We start from the raw sequence: 22427 nt of genomic DNA, 5'->3' as shown, positions 1-22427 counted from the left end.
GGATCAGATATCGACAACAATCTTGCCGAAATGCGCGTTCGCGGCCTGGTGCCGGAAGGCGTCGGCGAGCTTCTCGAGCGGGAAATGGTCGCTGATAATGGGCCGGATGCCATTCGTCTCGACGCCCGCGATCATATCGAGCTGTTGCTGGCGGCTGCCGACGGTGAGGCCCTGCACGCGCAGATTCTTCGCCATCAACAGCGCGGTCTGGACGGGGCCCGCGAACCCCGCGAGCACGCCGATCAGCGCGACATGCCCGCCGACGCGCGCCGCGACCATCGACTGGTCGAGGGTGCCGGCGCCACCGATCTCGACGACGGTATCGACCCCGGCTCCTCCGGTCAGCTCGAGCGCCTTCGCGCCCCAGGCGGGCACCTCCTTGTAATTGACCAGCTCGTCGGCACCGAGCGCCTTCAACCGTTCGAGCTTGGCATCGGAAGAACTCGTCGCAATCACCCGCGCGCCGGCGGCCTTCGCGAATTGCAAGGCGAACACCGACACGCCGCCGCTGCCCTGCACCAGCACGGTCGAGCCCGGTCGTGTGCGGCCATCGACGAACAAGGCGCGCCACGCCGTCAGCCCGGCGCAGGTCAAGGTCGCGGCTTCGGCCGCCGAATAGCCTGTCGGCGCCCCGGTGAACCAGTGCTCGGGCGTCACGACAATCTCGCGCGCATAGCCGTCGATGCCGTCGCCCGGCACGCCGCGAAACGCGGTCGCGGGCGGCGCGCCGTCGATCCAGTCGGGGAAGAAGGTCGAGACGACGGTGTCGCCCGGCTTGAACTGCGTCACCCCGTCGCCGACCGCCTCGACCGTCCCGGCTCCGTCGGACATCGGGATACGACCGTCAGCAGCGGGGATCATGCCCGTCACCACGGCATAGTCGTGGAAGTTGAGCGACGATGCGGCCAAGCGAACGCGGATCTCTCCCGGCCCCGGATCGCCGGGATCGGCCAGATCGGTGAGCCGCAGATTGTCGAGCGAAGCGGGGGCGTGCAGCCGGACGCCGCGCATCATTCCGCCGCCATCGCCATTTCGACACGTTGCGGGCCGCGGATAACGCCGCCGGGGGTTGGCCCCTGCATCGCGCCATCGCGGAACGTGACTTCGCCCGACTTGATCGTCGCGACATAGCCATCGGCCTTTTGCAGCAGGCGCTTGCCGCCCGCGGGCAAGTCGAACGCGAGCCACGGCTTGCCGAGCTTGATCGCGTCCATATCGATGACGTTGAGATCGGCGAGATAGCCTGGCGCGAGGACGCCGCGATCTTCGAGCCCATAGAGCAAGGCGGTGTCGCGGCACTGGCGTTTTACCGCATGTTCGAGCGCGATGCGCTTGCCTGCGCGGTCGCGCACCCAATGCTGGAGCATGAAGGTCGGCGACGCCGCGTCGCAGATCGTCCCGCAATGCGCGCCGCCGTCGGACAGGCTGTTCACCGTGTCGTCGGCGGCTTGCAGATCCTCGAGGAAGTTGAGGTTGCCGTCGCGGTAGTTCAAGATCGGGAAATAGATGAAGCCCTTGCCCTCGTCCTTCATCAGCAGGTCATAGGCATATTCAGACGGGCTGACCCCGGCGGCGGTGGCGCGCGCCATGATGCTTTCGTCCATCTTCGGCTCGTAATTGAAGTCGGGGTCCATCTCGAACTGCACCGGCCAGCCGAGCGCGACGATTTTCAGGAAGTCGATAATGTCGCTTTCGGGCCAGACATTCTCCTCTTCGATCATCCGCGCCTTGAACGCCGGGTCTTTCAGCTTCGCGAGTTGCTGATCCCACGGCAGATCGATGATCTCGTTCCACGCGGGTTTGAAACGGAACGGGTGTACCGTCCCCTGCCACGCCATGATGATGCCGTTGCCGCGCAGCGCGATCTGCGCGACGATGTTGGCGCCGGTCGCATTCTGGCGCCGCATCTCCTCGATCTGCTCTTCCAGCGGCAGTTCCTTGGCGATCGACTGGAGCGCAGCGAAGGTCACCGGCAACCCGGTTTCGCGGCTGAGGTCGCCCATCCACTGAAACTCGTTCCACTCGCGTTTCAGGTCGCTCGCCATTTCGAACACGCCATAACCGACGCGGCCCATCGCACGGCCGATCGCGATCAGCTCCTCCGCCGTCGCGGTGGTGCCGGGGACGAGCTCGCCGTCGATCGACTTGTGGAGCACCGTGCGGCTGGTCGAGAAACCGAGCGCGCCCGCGCGCACGCCTTCCTCGACGATGCGCGACATTTCGGCGATATCTTCGTCGGTCGGGACGGCGCCGGGTTTCTCGCGATCGCCGAGCACATAGGCGCGCACCGCGCCGTGCGGAACGTGGCACGCGACATCGACGGTGCGCGGCAGCTTTTCGAGCGCATCCATATATTCGGGGAAGGTCTCCCAATCCCACGTCATGCCCTCGGCGAGCGCGGTGCCCGGAATATCCTCGACGCCTTCCATCAGCGAAATCAGCCATTCGTGGCGGTCGGGCTTGGCGGGCGCGAAACCGACGCCGCAATTGCCCATCACGACGGTGGTGACGCCGTGCCAGCTCGACGGCGCCATTTCGGCGTCCCACGTCGCCTGCCCGTCATAATGGGTGTGGACGTCGACGAAGCCGGGGGTGACGATCTTGCCGCTGGCGTCGATTTCCTCGCGCGCGGGCCCCAGATTTTCGCCCACCGCGACGATGCGGTCGCCATCGACCGCGACGTCGGCAACGAAGGGCGCGCCGCCCGAACCATCGACGACGGTGCCGCCGCGAATCACCAGATCATGCATGTCCGTCTCCCGATTTTTAGTTTCACAGAAAAACCTATCATCAAAATCGCGAGATGCAAATAAGCGGGCGCAGGTGGCGCGATGCTGTTATACTGGCGCGATACACCAAAGGGAGTCGATGCCATGATCCGTCCGCTTACCCTCGCCCTGCTGCTCGCCGTCTCGGCGACCCCGCTCGCTGCCAAGGAGGCGGCTGCCCCCGACTATCGCGCCGCGCTCGCCGATCCCGCGCGCCCCGCCGACGACCGGACACGCGACGCCGCGCGCAAGCCCGCCGAACTGCTCGCGTTCGCCGAGATCGCGCCGGGAGAAAAGGTCGGCGATTTCGTCATGGGCGGCGGCTATGTCACACGCCTGCTCGCCGCCGCGGTCGGTCCGGCGGGCAAGGTCTATGGCTTCCAGCCCGCCGAATTCATCGCCTTCAAGAAACAATATGGCGACGATCAGGCGGCGGTCGACGCCGCCTATGCCAATGTCGATGCCGTCGCCGGACCCTTCGCGGCGCCCGCCTTTCCCGAACCGCTCGACACGATCATCACCGTGCAGAATTTCCACGACCTCTATCTGAAGCCCTTCCCCGAAGGCACCGGCGCCATGGCGAGCGCGGCCTTGTTCGCGGCGCTCAAACCCGGCGGCACTTTGGTCGTCGTCGACCATAGCGCCGCCGACGGCAGCGGCACGGCCTTGTCCGACAGCCTGCACCGGATCGACAAGGATGCGGTCGTTGCCGCGCTGACCGGCGCGGGCTTCAAGCTCGAAGCCGAAAACGACCTCTATCGCCGCCCCGACGATCCGCGTAGCGCCAATGTCTTCGACAAGGAAATCCGCGGCAAGACCGACCAGTTCGCGCTGCGCTTCCGCAAACCGGGATGATATGATGACCAGCGACGACGAGGACTATGTCTATGACGAGGCGAGCGGCGAATGGTTGTCGGCGAGCGAGGCGCGCGACCGCGCGGCGGCTGCAGCGGCGGGGCCCGAGGTCCGCGACGCGGTGGGCAATCTGCTCGCCGACGGCGATTCGGTGGTGCTGGTCAAGGATCTCAACGTCAAAGGCGCGGGGCAGACGCTGAAAGTCGGCACCGTGATCAAGTCGATCCGCCTGACCGGCGACGACCAGGAGATCGACTGCCGCCATGAGGGCATCAAGGGGCTGGTGCTGCGCGCGGAGTTTGTAAGGAAGCGGTAGGGTTCGCATCCTTGGACGATCGTCATTGCGAGGAGCGTAGCGACGCGGCAATCCAGAGTGCGTGGTAACCGCCCTGGATTGCTTCGCTTCGCCCGCAATGGCGAGTCTTTCAGGCTACCCCAACATCCCCTTCCGGGGCCCCAGATAGCCGAACAGATAAGCCGCCACCTTGCGCATCTGAATTTCCTCCGCCCCTTCGGTGATCCGGTATCGGCGGTGGTGGCGATAGATATGCTCGAACGGCTTGTGGCGCGAATAGCCGATGCCGCCGTGGACCTGCATCGCGCGGTCGGCGGCTTCGCAGACAAGGCGGTTCGCCCAATAGTTGCACATGCTGACCTTGTCGGAGAGCGTGCGCTCGACCTCCTTGTGCGGGGTATTGTCCATGTCCCAGGCGGTCTTGCGGATCAGCAGGCGCAGCATCTCGGCCTGCGTCGCCAGCTCGACGAGGGGGAACTGGATCGCCTGGTTCTTCGCCAGCGCCTCGCCGAACGGCTTGCGCTGCCGCGCATATTTCACCGACTCTTCAATGCAGAAGACCGCGGCACCCAGCGATGACGCCGCCTGACGGATGCGGTTCTGGTGGACGAAGCTCTGCGCGATCGCGAGGGCGCCGCCTTCGGGGCCGAGCCGCGCGCTGTCGGGCACCCACACATCGGTGAAGCTGACGCGCGGATGGTCGGTCGGCATGTTGAAGGTCCAGAGATATTCCTCGATCACCAGCCCCGGTGACGGGTTCGGGACGAGCAGGCAGGTGATCCCCTTCGCATCGCCGTCGTTCCCGCTGGTGCGGCAAAAGGTCGCACAGTGCGTCGCGACGTGCATCCCGGTCGTCCACATCTTGGCGCCGTCGATCCGCCAGCCATCGACGCCGTCCCGCGTCTCGCGCACCGCGCGCGTCTCCATATGCGTCGCATCGCTGCCATGATCGGGCTCGGTCAGACCGAAGGCCGTGCGACGCTTGCCCTCGAACCCCCCGAGGATGAATTCCTGCTTCTGCTCCTCGCTGGTCGCGAACTGTTCGAACATCTCGACGAAGGGGAAATTGCCGACGATGCTGTGTTCGTTCTGGAGGTCGTTGTGGAGGCCCAGGCCCTTCGCGGCGAAATGTTCGCGGATCACCGCCATCCACAGGTTCGAGCCGTCCTTGCCGCCATATTTCTTGGGCGCGGAGAAACGCCAGTGCCCCGCCGCATCGGCTTTGCGGGTGGCCGACCTCAACAGCTCTTCCCATTCGTGGCGCGGCAACCCCTGATTGTCCCAGTCGGTGCGCGCATGTTCGCGGCGATGGTCGAAGAAGCGGATATTGTCGTCCGCCAGCTCGATCGGCCTGATCTCGGCCTCGATAAACGCGTCGAGTTCGTCCAGATACGCCTGCAAATCGGCGGGCATCGCAAAGTCCATGTCTCTCTCCCTGATCTATCTTATCCGCGCCAGCCGGCGCGCGCCGCCGCGAGCGGCGCATATTTGGGGCTGTCGACCGCGCATTTGTCGAGCACATCGCGCCGCAGCTTCGCCAGCAATCCCGGCTCGGCGAGCGTCCTGGTCCCCGCCAGCAAGGCTTCGGCAAGCCCCCTGTCCTCGGCGCGTGTCCCGGCTTCGAGGTCGCGCAGCACGATACCGAGTGCATTCATTGCCACCACCGCCTCGAACTTCGCATGGCCTTGCGATACGGGCTTGATCGCCCCCTCGATCCAGTCGCGCACCGCCTGCACCATCTCGCCGTTCGTCGGCTCGCCGTTCGGCGCGCGCGCCTTGTCCGGCGGCGGCGGCAGGGCCCTTTCGCGCTCGCTTTCGGGGGCTTCTTCCTCGAGCAGCCGCACCAGGTCGAGCTCCTGCTCGGCCGTCCGCCGCCCGACGACGACGCGCTCGACCGTCCTGTCCGCGCCGCTCCGCCAAGCCTGTCCCATCTGAAGGCACCCCAGCGCCCACCAGAGCGTGCGGTAGAGCAGCCAGAAACGGAAGCGGCCCCTGTCCACTTTCACGCCCCCCGCCGCCTCATAGGCCGCAAAATATTCGTCGAGGCTCCCCACCCCGAACGCCGGCTTGTCGAGCCGGCCAAAGCGCCATACGCTCATGCAGCCGAACGCCAGATCCTCATGCGCGTCGCCCCGGTGCGCCAGCTCCCAATCGAGCACCGCGGCAAGGCCATGGCCGTCGACCATCACATTGCCCATCCGGTAATCGCCGTGGACCAGCACCGGCGCCACGGGCGCGGGAAGATGATCCTCGCACCATTTGATCGCCAGCGCGATCACCGGCCGGTCGCCGCCATAGGCGAGAAAGCGCGCCTTGAGTTCCGCCAGCGCCGCGCCCGTATCCATCACAGGAATCGCATCGGGCACCGCCGCCATCGGGATGGCGTGGATCCGCGCCAGCTCGCGCCCGAGATCGCCGAGCAGCGATCCCGGCGGAGCCGCGAGTATCGCCGCCGGCGACACGTCACCGATCACGCGCCGCATGACATAACCCGTGCCGAGCGCGTCGCCCGCCTCAAGCACGCCGACCACCTCGGGCGCCTTCACCCCCGCGTCGAAAGCCGCCTGCACCAGCGCCGCCTCGTCGGCGTGGCCGAACGGGCGGTCCGCCATATATTCGGCCGAGGGCGCGCGGCGCAGAACATAGCCTTCACCAGCCCAATCGAAGGCCCAGCTTTCCATATTCGCGCCGCCCGACAGGCGCGACAAACCCGACAGGTCGCCCGGCCCCGCGATGCGGGACATGACGGCGGAGAGCGTTTCGGAGAGATCGGTCATTACTTAATGATGCTAAGTATTTTTGACGACCGCAAGCCGTTTTCGTGCCGGCGCGGGTACCTCCTAGGTCAGAATTGAAATCGGACCGCATTGACATAATAGGAGGCGAGCGGCTGGCCGTCCTTGTCGAGTGCCGGCTCGAAGCGTGCCCGGCGCATCACCCCCTTGCACACCGCATCATCGAAGCCTTCGCTATTCGTCGACCGCTGAATATGACATGCGGTCGGCTTCCCGTCGGTACCGACCGACAGGCGGAAGCGCACGATACCCGGCTGCGACTTGGCAAGCATGGCACGCGGATAGTCTTCGCTTTGCAGCCATTTCGCCGGGTTGCCGATCGGCATTGCCCAACGCGAAAGCTCGCGATGCCGCGCGACATCGATACCCCAATGGTCGAGCAACTCGTCGGTGCAACTGCGCATCGCCGCGAACGCCGCCTTCATCGGACCGGTCTTGAGGCGCACCGGGTCGCGAAGCGGCCAGCCGATCGTCACGCTGGTCACCGCCGCCTCTTCGGCCTCGGTGATCGGCTCGGACCTGATGCCATAATCTTCCTCGGATGCGATTTCTTCGGCCGAAAAAGGCTTCAACCGGACCGAATCGCCAAAGATCCAGGCGGGCTGCCCCTCTCCGACCGTCCCCGGAAAGAACATGATTTTCTGCTCGGGCATCACCCCGAACCTGATGCTCGCCTTTCCCTGACGCGCTGGCCCGTCCATCATCTGTCCCGTCAGCGTCATGCGAAAGCCGTCGCCCGGCGCATCCTGCTCGATCGAGAAAATGATCTTCTGCTTGTCGTCGCCGAAGATACGCGCAAGCCGGCAATAATCGTCGGCATAATGGACATTCCAGGGCGTGGTCGGCGCCAGCTCGACCACATCGCCGGCAGCCTGCGCGGCGCCCGTCGCGGCGAGCCATGCCAGCCCGATCAAAATCGGCAACCCCCTGCGTCCCATGCCGCAGAGCTTAAGTCGCGGATTCGCGACGCGCAAGCAGCCGATGCAGTCGCAAGCTAGAGCCTGCCATAAGACACATAATCCTCGACATGCGCATTGGGCCGGCGAAAGCTGGTGAAGCTCATGCTGGCGGAGAGGTCGAGCGCTTCGACCTGGTGCCACCAGCCGACGGGCAGGAATATGCCCTCGCCGGGGGCGATGATCGTCTCGAGGACGGGCGGCGCGCCGGCGTCGCCGAAACCGGCGGAAAGCGGCGCATTGCCCCAGTCGGAAAAACAGTGATGGCTGTTCTTCATCCGCGCGAAGGCCCAGGGCGGCGCCATGCGCACGCGCTTTCGTCCCATCACCTGCACCAGCAGATTGTTGGTGAGATCGTGGTGCCACGGCGTGAGCGTGCCGCGTGGGCCCAGCCAGAAAAAACCGTCGCGCGGCCGCGCCGCGTCGAGCAGTTCGATCGGCGCGAGATCGTCCCACAGCTTGCCCAGCGCCGCGGCGTTGGTGCCGCTGTTATAGGCGGTGAGATAGATGTCGTTGCTCGCTTCGTCCCTCCGCAGCCAGTCGATCAACTCGCCGAAGCGCACGAGACGGCGATGATCGTCCTTCGCCAGCTCATAATCGGGATCGCGCTCGCGTTCGACCTGCGCTTCGACCGCGGCATCGCCCGCGACGCGCGCGAAATGGTCGAGCGACCAGCACGTCAGCGCAGGCCAGTGATCGACGATCCCGGTCAGCTTGGCGGGCCGGTTCGGCTCATAATAATGGCGATAGAAGAAGTCGGCGTCGGGCCGGTCGAGCGTATCGAGCGCAAAGCCGCCGTCGGCCTCGAACGCCAGGCGTTGCAGGTTGGCGAACAGCCAACCCTGTTTCGCCATGCGCGCCGACTGACGCCGCAGCATCGCCGCCATCGGGTCCTTGGCCAGCCGGTCGATTTCATATTTCGCCGCCGCCGCCGATACGCCCGCACCGACGAGCCGCGCGTGAAGCGCGACGTCATCGTCACCGGCCGCAAGGCCTTCGGCAAGCAGGGCGCGTTTGTCGGGGTGCGACATCGAAAACTCCTCGAACCCGCTCAAGCGCCTGTCGATGACCGATATATGACGATCTAGTCGCCTGCCGGCCCTTTATAGTCCGGCCCGTAAACAGCCGCGCGGAAATCGCGGTGCAGCGTGCCGTCATAGGGGATGGTCTGGACGAAGAATACGGCGGTCAGCCGGTTCGCCGGATCGACCCAGAAGAGCGTCGAGGCCATGCCGTCCCAAAAATATTCCCCCGTCGCGCCGCGATTCTCCCCGGCGGTTTGCGGCGGAGATTTGCGGACCGCGAAATCGAAGCCAAAGCCGACCGCGCCCTTGCCCGGCAACCATGCGCGTTCGGTAATCGCCGGGTCGAGTTGGTCGGTCGCCATCAGTTTCACGGTCGAAGGCTTGAGGATGCGCACGCCGTCGAGGCTGCCCCGGTTCAGCAACATGCGCGCGAAACGCTGATAATCGTCGAGGGTGGAGGCCAGGCCGAAGCCGCCCGGCGTCAGCGCATGGTCCTTGAAATTCAGCGCCTGCGCTTCCGCCGCCGCTTGCTGGACGAGCTTGCCGTCCTTCTTCACATTCATCGCCGCGAAGCGCGCGAGCCGCGCGTCGGGCTGGCGCCAGGCGGTCTCCCTCATTCCGAGCGGTTCGAAAATATGCGCGCGCACATAATCGGCGAAGGGCTGGCCCGACAGTTTCTCGACGAGTGCCGCCTGCACGTCGACCGCGATGCTATATTCCCACTGCGTCCCCGGTTGGAAGAGCAGCGGCACCGTCGCGAGGCGCCTGCTCGCCTCGGCAAGCGGGACGGTCAGCGCGAGCGGGTCGGCGGCGACATAGGCGTCGTGCACCGGCGTCGGCCCGGCGCCATAGGCGAAGCCCGCGGTATGGCGCAGGACGTCGCGCACGCTGATCGGCCGCCCGGCGGGGACATAGCGCGGCTGGCCCGCCGCATCCTTGCCCGCATAGACGCGCATGTCCGCATATTCGGGGAGATATTTCGCGAGCGGATCGTCGAGCCGGAACTTGCCCGCCTCCCAAAGCTGCATCAGCGCGACGCCGGTCACCGGCTTGGTCATCGAATAGATTTGCGCGATCGTGTCGCGGCGCATCGGGCGCTTCGCCGCGCGGTCGGCCATGCCCGCCGCGCCGAAATAAACCTCGCGCCCATCCTGCCAGATCAGCGCCGACGTGCCCGCGGCGCGGCCGTCGGCGATCATCGCCTCCAGCGCGGCGTCGATCCGCTTTCCGTCGATCCGGATCGTTTCGGCGGGCACGGTCTGGGCCTGTAGCGGCAAGGCGATCGCCGCCGATCCCGCGCCCGCCATCATCATCGCCAGTGCCAGTCGCTTGCCGCGCATATCGCCTCTCCCCTGTCCCGCCTTTCGCTGCCGATCACCGGGCATCCCATGCGATCGGGCGCGACAGGTCAACCCGAATAGGTCTGCGGACGCCTATTCGGCGGTGGGAGCTTCGGCGGCGGAGCCTTCCGCAACGGGCGCTTCCGCAACGGTCAACGCGCCATTCTGGATCAGCCATTGCGGATGGTTCGCCTGCACCGACGCCATGATGCGGTCGATCGCGGCGGCGACCTGCTCGCCCTCGGCCTCGCGGTCGCGCTGGACGACGACGCGGCGCGCCTGTGCATCGACCAGCACCCGCTCGCGCGGCACCAGTTCGCCGACGGTGAGACCGGCGATGATGTTGCGGCTGTCGCCCTCGCGCTGTTCGAGCGTCGTGACGCGGCGGTTGAGCTGTTCCTCGACCTGCGCCGCGGCATTGGTCTGTTGCCGGAGCTGGACGATATTGACCCGTACCGAACGCTTCAATTTTCGTTGCACCTGCCGCGCCAGATCGGGATTGAGCTGGGCGGCATATTGATCGACCAGCACGACACCGTCGACCGAAACGTCTTCGCCATCCATCCGCACATTCAGGCTGTCGACGCGGTCGCTGGGGTCGAGCAGCCGGTCGAGCTCGGTCTGCACCGCGTTGCGCGCGCCGATCTCGCGGACGATGCTGTTGAGCGAAAGCGCGAGCGGGATCGACAGGATGCCCAGCGTCACGATGATCCCCAGCACCTGCATCGCGGTATGCTGGGCCGTCAGCGACGGGCCGAAACGGTTGAGACGCGCGACAATCGTCGCGGCAAAGGCAATCGCGAGCGTGTTGGTGAGGAACAGCAACGCCGAACCGAGCGCGAAATCGAAGCGCCCGGTCGCGAGGCCGAAACCGATCGTCGAAAGCGGCGGGACGAGCGCGGTCGCGATCGCAACGCCGACCATCACCCCCGACAGCTTGCGCATGATCGCATAGACGCCGGCGATGCCGCCGACCACCGCGACGCCGAGGTCGAGCAATGTCGGCTGTGTCCGTGCGCGCAGTTCGGGGGTGACGTCGTTGATCGGCGACAGCCAGATGATCAGCATCGCGACGATTATCGCGACCGCCATCCCCGCCGCCATCGTCACCAGCGACCGCTTGATCAAATTGCTCTCGAGCGTCGCGAGGCCGAAGCCAACGCCCATGATCGGACCGAGCAGCGGCGACACGAGCATTGCGCCGATGACGACCGCCGCCGATCCCTGAAGCAGGCCCAGCGTCGCGATCGCCGCCGAAAGCGTGATCAGCAGCAGGAATTTCTGGTTGAGCCGCGCATCGCGCGCGACGCTAGCGAGGACGAGTGCGCGGCCGTGGACATCGTCGCCGCCGCTGTCATTGCCGTCGTCGTCGTCGACGTTGCGTCCGGCTCCCGGGCGCGCGGACCGGCGACCACCGGCGTTGAACGGTGCGTCGCCGAGTCCGGGCACTCCGGGATGATTTCCGGCCATATGGGCGGACGGTTAGATCTTGCCGGTCAGTTCGGGGACGGCGCTGAACAGGTCAGCGACGAGGCCGAAATCGGCGACCTGAAAGATCGGCGCATCCTCATCCTTGTTGATCGCGACGATCGTCTTCGAATCCTTCATGCCGGCAAGGTGCTGGATCGCGCCCGAGATGCCGATCGCGAAATAGACCTCCGGCGCGACAATCTTGCCCGTCTGGCCGACCTGATAGTCGTTGGGGACGTAGCCCGCGTCGACCGCGGCGCGCGAAGCACCGAGCGCAGCGCCGAGCTTGTCGGCGAGCGGGACGATGACTTCTTCATATTTCTCGCTCGAACCCAGCGCGCGGCCGCCCGACACGATGATCTTCGCCGAGGTGAGCTCGGGGCGATCCTGCTTGGCGATTTCGGCGCCGACGAAGCTCGAGATGCCGGCATCGCTGCCCGCGCCGACGGCTTCAACGGTGCCCGAACCGCCCGAGGTCGCTGCTTTTTCGAACGCGGTGCCGCGGACGGTGAGGACGAGCTTCGCATCCGACGATTCGACGGTCGCGATCGCGTTGCCGGCGTAGATCGGCCGGGTGAAGGTCTTCGGACCCTCGACCGACAGAATTTCCGAAATCTGCATCACGTCGAGCAGCGCCGCGACGCGCGGCGCGATATTCTTGCCGGTGGTCGTCGCGGGCGCGAGGAAGGCGTCGTGCGATCCCATCATCTCGGCGACGAGCGGCGCGATATTTTCGGGCAGGTTGTGACCGAAAGCGGCGTTGTCGGCGACATGCACTTTGCCAACGCCCGCGATCTGCGCGGCTTCCTTGGCGACGCCATCGACGCCCGAACCGGCGACGAGCAGATGAACCTCGCCGAGTTTCGACGCGGCCGTAACCACCGCGAGCGTGGCGTCCTTGACGGCCTTGCCGTCATGTTCGACCCAAACCAGAGTTTTCATGAGTGCACTCCCAGCGCTTTCAGCTTGGCAACCAGTTCATCGACATCGGCGACCTTGACGCCGGCCGAGCGGACGGGCGGCTCCGAAACCTTGACCGTCTTGACGCGCGGCGCCGTGTCGACGCCGTAATCGGCGGGGGTCTTGGTATCGAGCGGCTTCGATTTCGCCTTCATGATGTTCGGCAGCGAGGCGTAGCGCGGCTCGTTCAGGCGAAGATCGGTGGTGACGATCGCGGGAAGCTTGAGCTTCACCGTCTCGAGGCCGCCGTCGACTTCGCGGGTAACCGAAACATGGTCGCCTTCGACGTTCACGGCGCTAGCGAAGGTGCCCTGCGCCCAGCCCGTCAGCGCGGCGAGCATCTGGCCGGTCTGGTTGTTGTCGCCATCGATCGCCTGCTTGCCGAGGATGACAAGGCCCGGCGCTTCGGCATCGGCAATCGCCTTGAAGATCTTCGCGAGCGCGAGCGGTTCGACCTCATCGTCGGTCTGGACGAGGATCGCACGGTCGGCGCCCATCGCGAGCGCCGTGCGCAGCGTTTCGGTCGCCTTCGCCGGGCCGACGGAAACGGCGACGACTTCGGTCGCGACGCCCTTTTCCTTCAGGCGAATCGCTTCTTCGACGCCGATCTCGTCGAACGGGTTCATCGACATTTTCACATTGGCGAGGTCAACGCCCGTGCCGTCGGCCTTGACCCGCGGTTTGACGTTATAATCGAGCACCCGCTTGACGGGGACGAGGATTTTCATGGGCTCAAAGCTCCTCTCAGCAAATTGTGCACTGCGCCATAATTGGCGTTTACGTAAACGTCAACCTTGACCCTCTCCCCTCGGGGGAGAGGGTTGCGCAGACTTGCCAGCTTGCTGGCTGGTCGAAGCTGGGTGAGGGTGTGAAACGTCGCAGGCTCTCACCAAGTCCGGCCAGGTCCTGACGGACCAAGTCTTCCTAATCCTCTCCCCAAGGGGAGAGGAAGTTTCGTTATCACGCCGCCTTGGCAACCTCGGCGACGATCTTCTTGGCCGCGTCGCCCAGATCGTTGGCCGCGACGATCGGCAGGCCCGAATTGGCGAGGATATCCTTGCCCTGCTGGACGTTGGTGCCTTCGAGGCGGACGACGAGCGGAACAGACAGATTTACTTCCTTCGCCGCGGCGACGATGCCCTCGGCGATGATGTCGCACTTCATGATGCCGCCGAAGATGTTGACGAGGATGCCCTCGACCGCCGGGTCCTTCAGGATGATCTTGAACGCTGCGGTGACCTTTTCCTTGCTGGCGCCGCCGCCGACGTCGAGGAAGTTCGCAGGGAAGGCGCCATTCAATTTGATGATGTCCATCGTCGCCATCGCCAACCCTGCACCGTTCACCATGCAGCCGATGTTGCCGTCGAGCTTGATATAGGCGAGGTCATATTCCGACGCCTCGACCTCGGCCGGGTCTTCCTCGGTCAGGTCGCGCAGCTCGGCGATATCCTTGTGGCGGAACATCGCATTGCCGTCGAAGCCGAGCTTCGCGTCGAGCACGAGCAGTTCGTCGCCGTTCGCGCCTTCGCAAACGGCAAGCGGGTTGATCTCGATCTGCTCGGCATCGGTCGCGATGAAGGCGTTGTAGAGGCCGGCAAGGACCTTCGCCGCCTGCTTGGCCAGATCGCCCTCGAGTTCGAGCGCCGCGGCGACGCTGCGGCCGTGGTGCGGCATCAGCCCGGTGGCCGGATCGATGACGATCGTGTGGATCTTGTCGGGCGTGTTGTGCGCGACGGTTTCGATGTCCATCCCGCCTTCGGTCGAGGCGACCACCGCGATGCGGCTGGTGGCGCGATCGACGAGCAGCGCGAGATAATATTCCTTTTTGATGTCGGCGCCGTCGGTGATGTAGAGGCGGTTGACCTGCTTGCCGGCTTCGCCTGTCTGGATCGTCACCAGCGTGTTGCCGAGCATGTCCTTGGCGTGCGCTTCGACCTCCTCGAGGCTTTTGGCGAGGCGGACGCCGCCCTTCGCATCGGGACCGAGTTCCTTGAACTTGCCCTTGCCGCGGCCGCCGGCGTGGATCTGCGACTTCACGACATAGAGCGGCCCCGGGAGCTGCTTCGCCGCCGCGACGGCCTCTTCGACGCTCATCGCGGCGATGCCCTTGGGCACGGCGACGCCAAATTTCGCGAGCAGTTCTTTCGCCTGATATTCGTGGATGTTCATGAGGTCTGCCGGGCCTTTCGACTCTGGAAGGGGAGATGATCGGCGCCGCCTAAGCACAAGTTCTACGGCAATTCTACCCCTAGCGGGCCGCAAGCCAAGGCTTTCGGCGGGCTGTTCCGTCTTCCGGATGACGCCCGGAGCGCAAGCTGATATTCGCGCCGCAGGGTCCGTCGGGACGAGGGAGGCGAAGGTGCGGATAAAGCGTCTTGTTTTGGCGTTGGCGATCGTCGCCGGTTCGAAGGCGGCGACGGCTCAGGTGAACCAGTCGCTCGATATCCATATTGCGCAATCCCCGAATATCGTGCGCGTCGGCGCCGCCGATCAGCTGGCCTACGAACTCCATCTGACCAATTTTTCGAGCGCGCCCCTCCGGCTGGACGAGCTGGCGATCAGGCTTGGCGACGAGGGCGCGCCGCTCAAAACCTATAACGCCGACGCGTTGGCCGGAACCTTTGCGCTCGTCGGGCCTGCCGACGCCGAAGCACGAACGATCCCTGCCGGCCGCCGCGCGGTCCTTTATATCAACGCGCCATTTGCCGATGGGCAGCGCCGCGGTCCGATCTCGCACAGCCTGACGCTTGCCAGCGACGGCGGCGGCTTCACCGTTTGGGGTGGCGCCGCGACGCCCGAAACCGCTCCCCTGCCCCGCCTGTCGCCCCCGCTGCGCGGCGGGCCGTGGGTCGCCGTCTATGAGCCCGGGATGGAACGCGGACACCGCCGCGTCTTTTACGCCACCGAAGGGTCGGCGATGCTGCCCGGCCGCTTCGCGATCGACTTCATGAAGGTCGATGCGAGCGGGAAATTATCGGCGGGGGACGCCGACATCCCCGCGGACCATTATGGTTTCGGCGCCGAAGTGCTCGCGGTCGCCGACGGCACGATCGTCGCGGTGCGCGACGATGTCGCCGATCCGTCAGCCATCAAGGGCCGGACGAATCCGGGCATCGCCGACGCCAGTGGCAATTATGTCATGCTCGACATCGGCGGCGGGCGCATCGCGACCTATGAACATCTGAAACAAGGCGCGCCGGTCGCCGTCGGCGACCGCGTCAAGGCGGGCGAGGTCATCGGCTTCCTCGGCTTCACCGGGCAGGCGAGCGCGCCGCACCTGCATTTCCATCTGGCCGACCGTCCATCGATCCTCGGCGCCGAGGGTCAGCCCTATGTTTTCCGATCCCTCACGCGGCTGGGCCAATATCCGGCGATCGACAGCTTTTCCCGCCGCGAGGCATGGCCGCCCGCCGATCGTCCGGAAATCGTCCGCGACAGTTTCCCGCCGCCGAACCTCGTCGTCCGCTTTCCGGGCGACTGACGTCTAGCGCAGCGCGCAGACCGCGGCAGAACTGGTCGAAACGGCAAGGATCTCGGGATCCTTGAGCGCGCGAACCTTGCGGAAGAACTGGTCGAGCGTCAGGTCGGCGACGCGCCGGTCCTTGAGGCTGCCGAGCGCGGCGAGGCGCCGCAGCTGGAGCAGCGAAAGGCGGTCGACCATGCGTTCGGCCATGCACGCCGACATCGCCTTCGACAGGCCGGCATTCTGGAGGCCGTTGCGCAGCCGCGTCTCGGGGGTTGCGCAGCCGGCGAGCGACAATATCAGCACCGGCAAAAGAACGCGCCTCACCGCGCCTTATCTTCCGTGATAATCGGCGACGGCGCCCGAGACCGCCTGCATCAGCGCCATGCGCGCCGGGACCGAGGCGCTGGTGTCGCCGAGCAGCACGACGATCGCATAGCGGGTGCCGTCGGGCGCGGTCGCGATACCGATGTCGTTATAGCCGGCGGTCGAGCCCTTGTAGTCCTGCCCCGTTCCGGTCTTGTGCAGGAATTTCCAGCCGGCGGGTAGGCCGGCCTTCAATCGCCGCGGGCCGCTTCTGGTCCGGCTCATCACGCCCAGAAGATATTCGGTCGAATCGGGCGACAGCAAGGTTCCGCGCGCGAGCCGGGTCAGCGCGCTTGCGATCGCCTCGGGGCTCGCGCCGTCGGGCGGATTGGCGAGATAGGCGTTGCGCGCCGCGAGCCGCGTCGCATCGGGAAGCGCCGCACGCGCCTGATAGAAAGCCCGCCCGACCGAATAGGCCTGCTGCCACTTGAGCCCCGCCGTTCCCGCCTGCAGCAGGCGTTCGCCGGGGCCGAAACGGATCGAACCCAGATCCTTCTTTTCGATGAACGCGCGCACCGCGTCGGGACCGCCGACGGTGCGCAGCAGGCTGTCGTTCGCGGTATTGTCGCTATGCGTGATCGCGGTTTCGATAAGCTCGCGGACGCTCATCGTCACCGAGCCCTGCGACTGGACCCGCGCCGCGAGCGGCTGATGGAACAGCGTCAGATCCTCGGGGCCGATCTGGACGCGCTGGTCGAGCGTCAGGCGCCCCTGGTCGACCGCGTCGAGCACGGTCAGCGCGACCCACAGCTTCGATACGCTTTGCTGCGGAAACAGCTGGTCGCCGCGCTGCGAGAGCGACCACTCACCGTCGATGCGCTGTACCGCGATGCCGGTCTTGCCGGGGAAGGCGCGCCACAATTCGAAAATACGGTTGTCGAGACCGGCGGGAGCGCGGCGGAAACCGGGGTCGATCGGGCCCGCGGGGCGCGGCATCGCTGAGCGGACCGGCTCGCCGATCGGCACCGTGACCGAACCCGCCGGACCGCGCACCGCCCCCGGTTGCTGCTGTTGCTGTTGCTGCTGCGCGCGTGGCTGCGGCACGATTGCGACGCTGCTAACACAACCTGCCAGAACCGCGGCCCCCATCGTCACAGCGAGGAGCGGCCTGCCGGATAATCTAAACTTCATTCAAACCCCGCACCTGCGACTTTATATCTTGTCCCGACCCCTCGCGGACATGTCCCCACGTCACGCAGGCGCGCAGGACGGGCCAGCGTTTTGCGGTGAACGATTCTTTCGCCGCGACCAATCGCGGGAACCGGCGGGATTTTTACCCAGCGTCAGGGCGCGGGCGTCGCGCGAACCTTGTCCGGATAAAGCCGCTTCAGCGCCGCGAGCTTGGGGGCATCCCAGCGCAGGATATAGCCGTTGCGCGGATTGCGGCGCATGAAATCCTGGTGGTTCGCCTCGGCGCGATAGAAGCGCCTGTAGGTTTCGACCGGCACGACGACCGGCTTCGCGAAATATTTGCCGCGGCCGATCTGCGCCATATAGGCGGTCGCGACACGCCGCTGGACCGCGTCCATCGGCACGATCGCGGCGCGATATTGCGAGCCGACGTCGGGGCCCTGCCGGTTTTTCAGCGTGGGGTCGGCGACCACGGAAAAGAGGATGCGGAGCAAAGTGCCATAGCTGACCTGCGACGGGTCATAGACGATGCGGACGGCCTCGGCATGGCCCGACTTGCCGTCGTGGGTCCGTTCATATCGCGCCGTTGCGGCGCTGCCGCCATGATAGCCCGATTCGACCGAAATCACGCCCTTGACGTTGGAAAAGACGCCTTCGACGCCCCAGAAACAGCCGCCCGCAAGCACCGCGGTCGCGCGCTGCGCCTTGACCGCCGGATCAATGGTCGCGGCGGGCAGCTTGACCACGCTTTCGGCTTGCGCTGGCGCGCATTGCGCGACGATCGCGCCCGCCGCCAGCGCCGCGACGGCGCGGAGGGGCAGCGCGCGTCGCAGCGGGGTCATGCCGGGATCGGAAGCGCCGGCTGATTGAGCACGATGTAGGTCGCGCCAATCGCGAAGCCGGCGAGCATGGTCAAGAACCAGTCGGAGCGGAGCATGGAGAGCATAGGGGCCTCGTGTCATATTATCTTGTTCGCGGCCGAAGCCGCCCTGGTTACACCGGCGATATGACGCGCCCCTGCCATCCGTCAGTGATGGGAGTCACTCTAACCGAGATGACTTACCATCGGGTGAACCGGGCGCTTAACCGTCGTTCAGGTTCAAATAGGCCCGTCCGCCGGCATTACAAGACCGATCGGTATAAAATTCCTATGCAGCGGTAAACAGGCGCTTAGCTCAGCGCGGCGCACGCCTGCTGGATGCGCACGCACGCTTCCTTGAGCACCGCTTCGGACGTCGCATAGGAGACGCGGAACGCGGGCGACAGCCCGAACGCGCCGCCATGCACCGCCGCCACGCGCGCCGAATCGAGGAAATAGTCGATCAGCGCCTCGTCGCTGTCGATCACCTGCCCCGCGGGCGTCTTCTTGCCGATGCACCCCGACGCGTCGGGATAGACATAGAAGGCGCCGTCGGGGACGGGGCAGCTCAGCCCCGGCGCGTCGTTGAGCATCGCGACGACCATGTCGCGGCGCTTCCGGAACGCGGCGTTGCGGTCGTCGAGGAACTGCTGCGGCCCGCCGAGAGCGGCGGCGGCGGCGGCCTGCGCGATCGAACAAGGGTTCGACGTTGACTGCGACTGCAGCTTGCCCATCGCCTTGATGATCCACGCTGGCCCGCCCGCATAGCCGATCCGCCAGCCGGTCATCGCATAGGCCTTCGAACAGCCGTTCACCGTCAGGATGCGGTCGATCAGGTCAGGGCAGCGCTGCGCGAAGGTCGTGAATTCGAAATCGGCGTACCAGACATGCTCATACATATCGTCGGTCATCACCATCACATGCGGATGGCGGCGGATCACTTCGCCGAGCGCATCGAGCTCCTCGCCCGAATAGGCGGCGCCCGACGGGTTCGACGGCGAATTGAACATCACCCAGCGCGTCTTCGGCGTGATCGCGGCGTCGAGCTGCGCCGGTGTGATCTTGTAATTCTGCGCCGCGGTGCCCTCGACGATCACCGGCGTGCCGCCCGCGAACGCGACGATGTCGGGATAGCTCACCCAATAGGGCGCGGGAATGATCACCTCGTCGCCCGGATCAACGGTCGCGACGAGCGCGTTGAACAAAGTGTGCTTGCCGCCGACGTTGACCGAAATCTGGTCGAGCCCGAAGTCGAGCCCGTTGTCGCGGCGAAATTTGCCCCGGATCGCTTCCTTCAGCGCCACCGTGCCGTCGACGAGCGTATATTTGGTCTGCCCGTTGCGGATCGCCTCGATCGCCGCTTCCTTGACGAAATCGGGGGTATCGAAATCGGGCTCGCCCGCGCTCAGGCCGATGACATCGACGCCCGACGCTTTCAGCGCCGACACGCGCGCGGTCATCGCGAGCGTCGCCGAGGGCTGGATGCGGTTCAGAGCGGCGGAGACATGGGGCTTCAGCGACATGACGATATCTTCCGTGGCTTGCGCGGTCGGGCTGCAAAAGGACAGGAAATTGCGCGGGGCCGCGCCTAAAGCCTCCGGCCGATATTCGCAAGCGCGCTGCTTGATAATTTACCTATGCGGCGGGCAGGTCAGCCTATCCCGGATGCCTCGGCGTCCGCGAGCCGCGCGGGCACGAGGCCGCGCAAACTGTTGCCGATGAAGAAGCCGCTTTCCAGATCGGCGAGCCGCAGGTGCGATTCGACCGCGCGGCCCTTGTCGATCAGTTCGGCGCGCAGCACACCGGGGAGCAGCCCCAATGCCAGCGGCGGGGTGAGCAACTGGCCATCGCGCTCGACGAAGATGTTGCTCCAGCTGCCTTCGGTAACGAAACCCGGCTCGTCGATGAAGACGACCTCGGCCGCGCCGCTCTCGTGACGCAGGCTGTCATAGGAGGCCCGCAGGCTGGTCTTGTGCGTCACGCGGAAGTCGCCGGCCGCCATCGGCGCGGGGCGCACCGCGACGGGCACCGGCAATTCGGCGAGGCGTGGCAGCGGCGACACCTCGACCGCGAGCGCCCCCGACGGCGCGAGCCGCATCCGCACCCGCGCGGCGCTGCGCAGGCGGAAGGTCGCCGATTGCAGGCTGTTGCGCGCACCATGCCGGTCGAAGGCGAAGCCCAGAACTTCGGCGCTCGCCTTCATCCGCCCGAGATGCCCCTCGAGCCGCTGGATGCCCTCGACGGGATCGAAAAGCATCGTTTCGATCAGGTCGAAGCTTTCGCCCGCTGCAACCACAAATTCCCCCTTGGCCAGACATTCGCGCCATTCTTCAGCTGCTTGGCTGTCGGCGACGATTCCAGAACCGAGCCCCAGCGTGGCGCAAGCCGGCCCGCCATGCAACCCGCCTTGCGGAAAGACGAGCGTGCGGATCGCGACATTGAACGCCGCGTCGCCGTCCGGCTCGATAAAGCCGATCGACCCTGTGTAAAGCCCGCGCGGCCCGGCCTCGAGCTCGTCGATGATTTCCATCGCGCGCACCTTGGGCGCCCCCGTGATCGATCCGCAGGGAAAGGCGGCGCGCAGCACGTCGACCGCGCCCACCCCCGCGGGCAGTTCGGCGCTGACATCGGAGACGAGCTGGTGGATCGTCGGAAAGCTTTCGACGCGGAACAGGTCGGGCACCGCGACCGATCCGGGCACCGCCACGCGCGACAGGTCGTTGCGGATCAGGTCGACGATCATCAGATTTTCGGCGCGCTGCTTGGGGTCGTCGGCAAGGTCGCGCGCGGCCGCCGCGTCGGCTTCCGGATCGGCAAGCCGCGCCGCGGTTCCCTTCATCGGCCGCGCCATCACCCGCCCATCGCGCAGCGCGAAAAAGAGTTCGGGCGAGTGCGAGACGATCGCCCGATCGCCCGTCCAGATCACCCCGCCATAACCCGCGCGCGCCGCGTGCCTTAGCCGCGCATGCACAGCAAGCGGGTTGCCGTATAGCGGCACGTCGGCGCGAAATGTGTAATTCGCCTGATAGATATCGCCCGCCCGGATCAACTCCAGCACCGCCTCGATCGCCGCCAGATACTCGGTGCGCGCAACGCGCGGCCGCGGCTTGCCGGTCCATGCCGATGCCGGATCAGGAAGCAGGCCGGGGATCCGGTCGGCAGCGATGCGCGTGACCTTTTCGAACAGGCCGAACCAGCCGAGCGGCATGTCGCCCGTTTCGGCATCGACCGCCCCGCGCCACGCGGGCGCGAGCGCCTTTCCCGCCTCGTATGACAGATAGCCCGCGGCATGCAGCCCGCGCGTCTGCGCGGCTTCGAGCGCGGACAGCAACGCCGGAACGTCGGCCGCCGTCCGCGCCGTCAAAACGTCGACGGGCTCGGCGAACATCCGCGCCGCCGCGGCACCCTCGGCGCGCGCATCGTCGAGCAGTACAAAGGGCGGGCAGCCCGGCCCCGGAAGCGGGATCGCCTCGCCGCCCGTCATCGCTGTATCGTCATCGCTATGTCACGATACCGACCGCGCGCCCGCGATCAGCGGTCGCGTTTCATGCGGATGGTGCGACCGCCCTCGATCGACGCGAAATAGCTGCCCATCGTCGCGACCTTGATCTTGACCTTCTGGCCTGCCTTGGGCTGGCGTGGCAGCCGCGTCGTGTCGATCTGCGTCCACACCGCGTCATCTTCCATCGCCAGCGTATATTTGCCCGAGCGGTCCATGCTCACCGAACGGATCGTCGTTTCGATTTCCTTGACCTCATCCTCGTCGCCGCCGAAAATCCCGCCGAGCTTGGGGAAGGAAAAACCGAACAGCCCGCGCCGCGCCTTCTTGGCAGTCTCGCGATCGGTGAAGGTGATCTCGCGCGCCTGGTCGGCACTCGACAATTCGCCGACTTCGCGGTCGAAACAGGCGAGCCGCGCCGCCGGGTCGGCGATGTCGCGGCACGCGTAAAGTTCCTGGATCTGCGCCGGAGGCTCAGAGGGCAACTTGTCCTTCGCGGCGACCGGGGCGGCGAGCGCGCCGGCGAGAAGGACGAGCGGCGCGGCGACACGCGATGACAGCTGCAGCATGGCAAAACCCCTGGCGAGAACGATATGCGCTGCCTAGCCGCCCCGACTGCGCGCCGCAAGCGAGCCCGGTTGCAAA

General features: G+C 66.0%; 20 protein-coding genes. 3 read left to right on the top strand and 17 right to left on the bottom strand.

Annotation, left to right across the window (positions count from 1 at the left end; translation table 11 throughout):
* Positions 1–3: 3 nt before the first annotated feature.
* Together HDC29_RS02525 and HDC29_RS02520 are read right to left on the bottom strand one after the other, a co-directional pair.
* Positions 4–1011, bottom strand: coding sequence for an NAD(P)-dependent alcohol dehydrogenase (locus HDC29_RS02525; RefSeq protein ID WP_179497159.1), 1008 nt, complete (start codon positions 1009–1011; stop codon positions 4–6).
* Positions 1011–2750 carry an amidohydrolase family protein gene (locus HDC29_RS02520; protein ID WP_179494063.1) on the bottom strand — a complete coding sequence of 580 codons (1740 nt, stop codon included), beginning with the start codon at positions 2748–2750 and terminating at the stop codon, positions 1011–1013. Before HDC29_RS02520 ends, HDC29_RS02525 begins: the two co-directional genes overlap by 1 nt.
* A gap of 123 nt (positions 2751–2873) precedes the next feature.
* Between HDC29_RS02520 and HDC29_RS02515 the strand changes: the two genes are divergently transcribed.
* A complete protein-coding gene (locus tag HDC29_RS02515; RefSeq protein WP_179494061.1) occupies positions 2874–3623 on the top strand; it encodes a class I SAM-dependent methyltransferase in 750 nt (249 codons plus the stop codon).
* 4 nt (positions 3624–3627) lie between these two features.
* On the top strand, positions 3628–3939 hold the full coding sequence (locus tag HDC29_RS02510) for an alkylphosphonate utilization protein (protein WP_179497157.1): 312 nt from the start codon (positions 3628–3630) through the stop codon (positions 3937–3939).
* Between the two features lie 114 nt (positions 3940–4053).
* Here the strand turns inward: HDC29_RS02510 and HDC29_RS02505 are convergent, their stop codons facing one another.
* From HDC29_RS02505 to sucC, 9 genes are all read right to left on the bottom strand, one after another.
* Entirely contained in the window at positions 4054–5343 is a 1290-nt protein-coding gene (locus tag HDC29_RS02505) for an acyl-CoA dehydrogenase family protein (protein WP_179494060.1), read from the bottom strand.
* 20 nt (positions 5344–5363) lie between these two features.
* Positions 5364–6695, bottom strand: coding sequence for a phosphotransferase family protein (locus HDC29_RS02500; RefSeq protein ID WP_179494058.1), 1332 nt, complete (start codon positions 6693–6695; stop codon positions 5364–5366).
* A gap of 68 nt (positions 6696–6763) precedes the next feature.
* Positions 6764–7636 (bottom strand): energy transducer TonB, encoded by an 873-nt coding sequence (locus tag HDC29_RS02495; RefSeq protein WP_179494056.1) that lies wholly within the window; start codon positions 7634–7636, stop codon positions 6764–6766.
* A 71-nt stretch (positions 7637–7707) separates the two neighbouring features.
* Entirely contained in the window at positions 7708–8700 is a 993-nt protein-coding gene (locus HDC29_RS02490; protein WP_179494054.1) for a cupin-like domain-containing protein, read from the bottom strand.
* Between the two features lie 53 nt (positions 8701–8753).
* Positions 8754–10034, bottom strand: a complete 1281-nt coding sequence (locus HDC29_RS02485) for a serine hydrolase (RefSeq protein ID WP_179494052.1) — start codon at positions 10032–10034, stop codon at positions 8754–8756.
* 93 nt (positions 10035–10127) lie between these two features.
* A complete protein-coding gene (locus HDC29_RS02480) occupies positions 10128–11483 on the bottom strand; it encodes a DUF389 domain-containing protein (RefSeq protein WP_373562744.1) in 1356 nt (451 codons plus the stop codon).
* Between the two features lie 33 nt (positions 11484–11516).
* Positions 11517–12446, bottom strand: a complete 930-nt coding sequence (locus tag HDC29_RS02475) for an electron transfer flavoprotein subunit alpha/FixB family protein (RefSeq protein ID WP_179494048.1) — start codon at positions 12444–12446, stop codon at positions 11517–11519.
* Positions 12443–13192, bottom strand: coding sequence for an electron transfer flavoprotein subunit beta/FixA family protein (locus HDC29_RS02470; protein WP_179494046.1), 750 nt, complete (start codon positions 13190–13192; stop codon positions 12443–12445). The genes HDC29_RS02475 and HDC29_RS02470 overlap by 4 nt, the downstream gene beginning before the upstream one ends.
* 232 nt (positions 13193–13424) lie before the next feature.
* A complete protein-coding gene (gene sucC, locus HDC29_RS02465) occupies positions 13425–14633 on the bottom strand; it encodes an ADP-forming succinate--CoA ligase subunit beta (RefSeq protein ID WP_179494044.1) in 1209 nt (402 codons plus the stop codon).
* Positions 14634–14823: 190 nt separating this feature from the next.
* Between sucC and HDC29_RS19380 the strand changes: the two genes are divergently transcribed.
* Positions 14824–15945 carry a M23 family metallopeptidase gene (locus tag HDC29_RS19380; protein ID WP_179494042.1) on the top strand — a complete coding sequence of 374 codons (1122 nt, stop codon included), beginning with the start codon at positions 14824–14826 and terminating at the stop codon, positions 15943–15945.
* 3 nt (positions 15946–15948) lie between these two features.
* On the opposite strand, the gene HDC29_RS02455 is transcribed toward HDC29_RS19380, so the two are convergent.
* The 6 genes from HDC29_RS02455 to HDC29_RS02430 form a co-directional block, all read right to left on the bottom strand.
* A complete protein-coding gene (locus tag HDC29_RS02455; RefSeq protein ID WP_179494040.1) occupies positions 15949–16254 on the bottom strand; it encodes a hypothetical protein in 306 nt (101 codons plus the stop codon).
* A 6-nt stretch (positions 16255–16260) separates the two neighbouring features.
* A complete protein-coding gene (gene bla, locus HDC29_RS02450) occupies positions 16261–17424 on the bottom strand; it encodes a class A beta-lactamase (protein ID WP_179494038.1) in 1164 nt (387 codons plus the stop codon).
* 152 nt (positions 17425–17576) lie between these two features.
* On the bottom strand, positions 17577–18266 hold the full coding sequence (msrA, locus tag HDC29_RS02445) for a peptide-methionine (S)-S-oxide reductase MsrA (RefSeq protein WP_179494036.1): 690 nt from the start codon (positions 18264–18266) through the stop codon (positions 17577–17579).
* A 328-nt stretch (positions 18267–18594) separates the two neighbouring features.
* Positions 18595–19806: a pyridoxal phosphate-dependent aminotransferase gene (locus tag HDC29_RS02440; protein WP_179494034.1), complete on the bottom strand. Its 1212-nt coding sequence runs from the start codon at positions 19804–19806 to the stop codon at positions 18595–18597.
* A 128-nt stretch (positions 19807–19934) separates the two neighbouring features.
* Positions 19935–21767: an aminodeoxychorismate synthase component I gene (gene pabB, locus HDC29_RS02435; RefSeq protein ID WP_179494032.1), complete on the bottom strand. Its 1833-nt coding sequence runs from the start codon at positions 21765–21767 to the stop codon at positions 19935–19937.
* 47 nt (positions 21768–21814) lie between these two features.
* Complete coding sequence (locus tag HDC29_RS02430) at positions 21815–22351, bottom strand: hypothetical protein (RefSeq protein ID WP_179494030.1); 537 nt, start codon at positions 22349–22351, stop codon at positions 21815–21817.
* Between the last annotated feature and the right edge of the window lie 76 nt (positions 22352–22427).

This window comes from Sphingopyxis sp. JAI108, assembly GCF_013410105.1.
GTDB classification, from domain to species: domain Bacteria; phylum Pseudomonadota; class Alphaproteobacteria; order Sphingomonadales; family Sphingomonadaceae; genus Sphingopyxis; species Sphingopyxis chilensis.
This window is presented reverse-complemented; position numbering and strand designations above follow the sequence as displayed.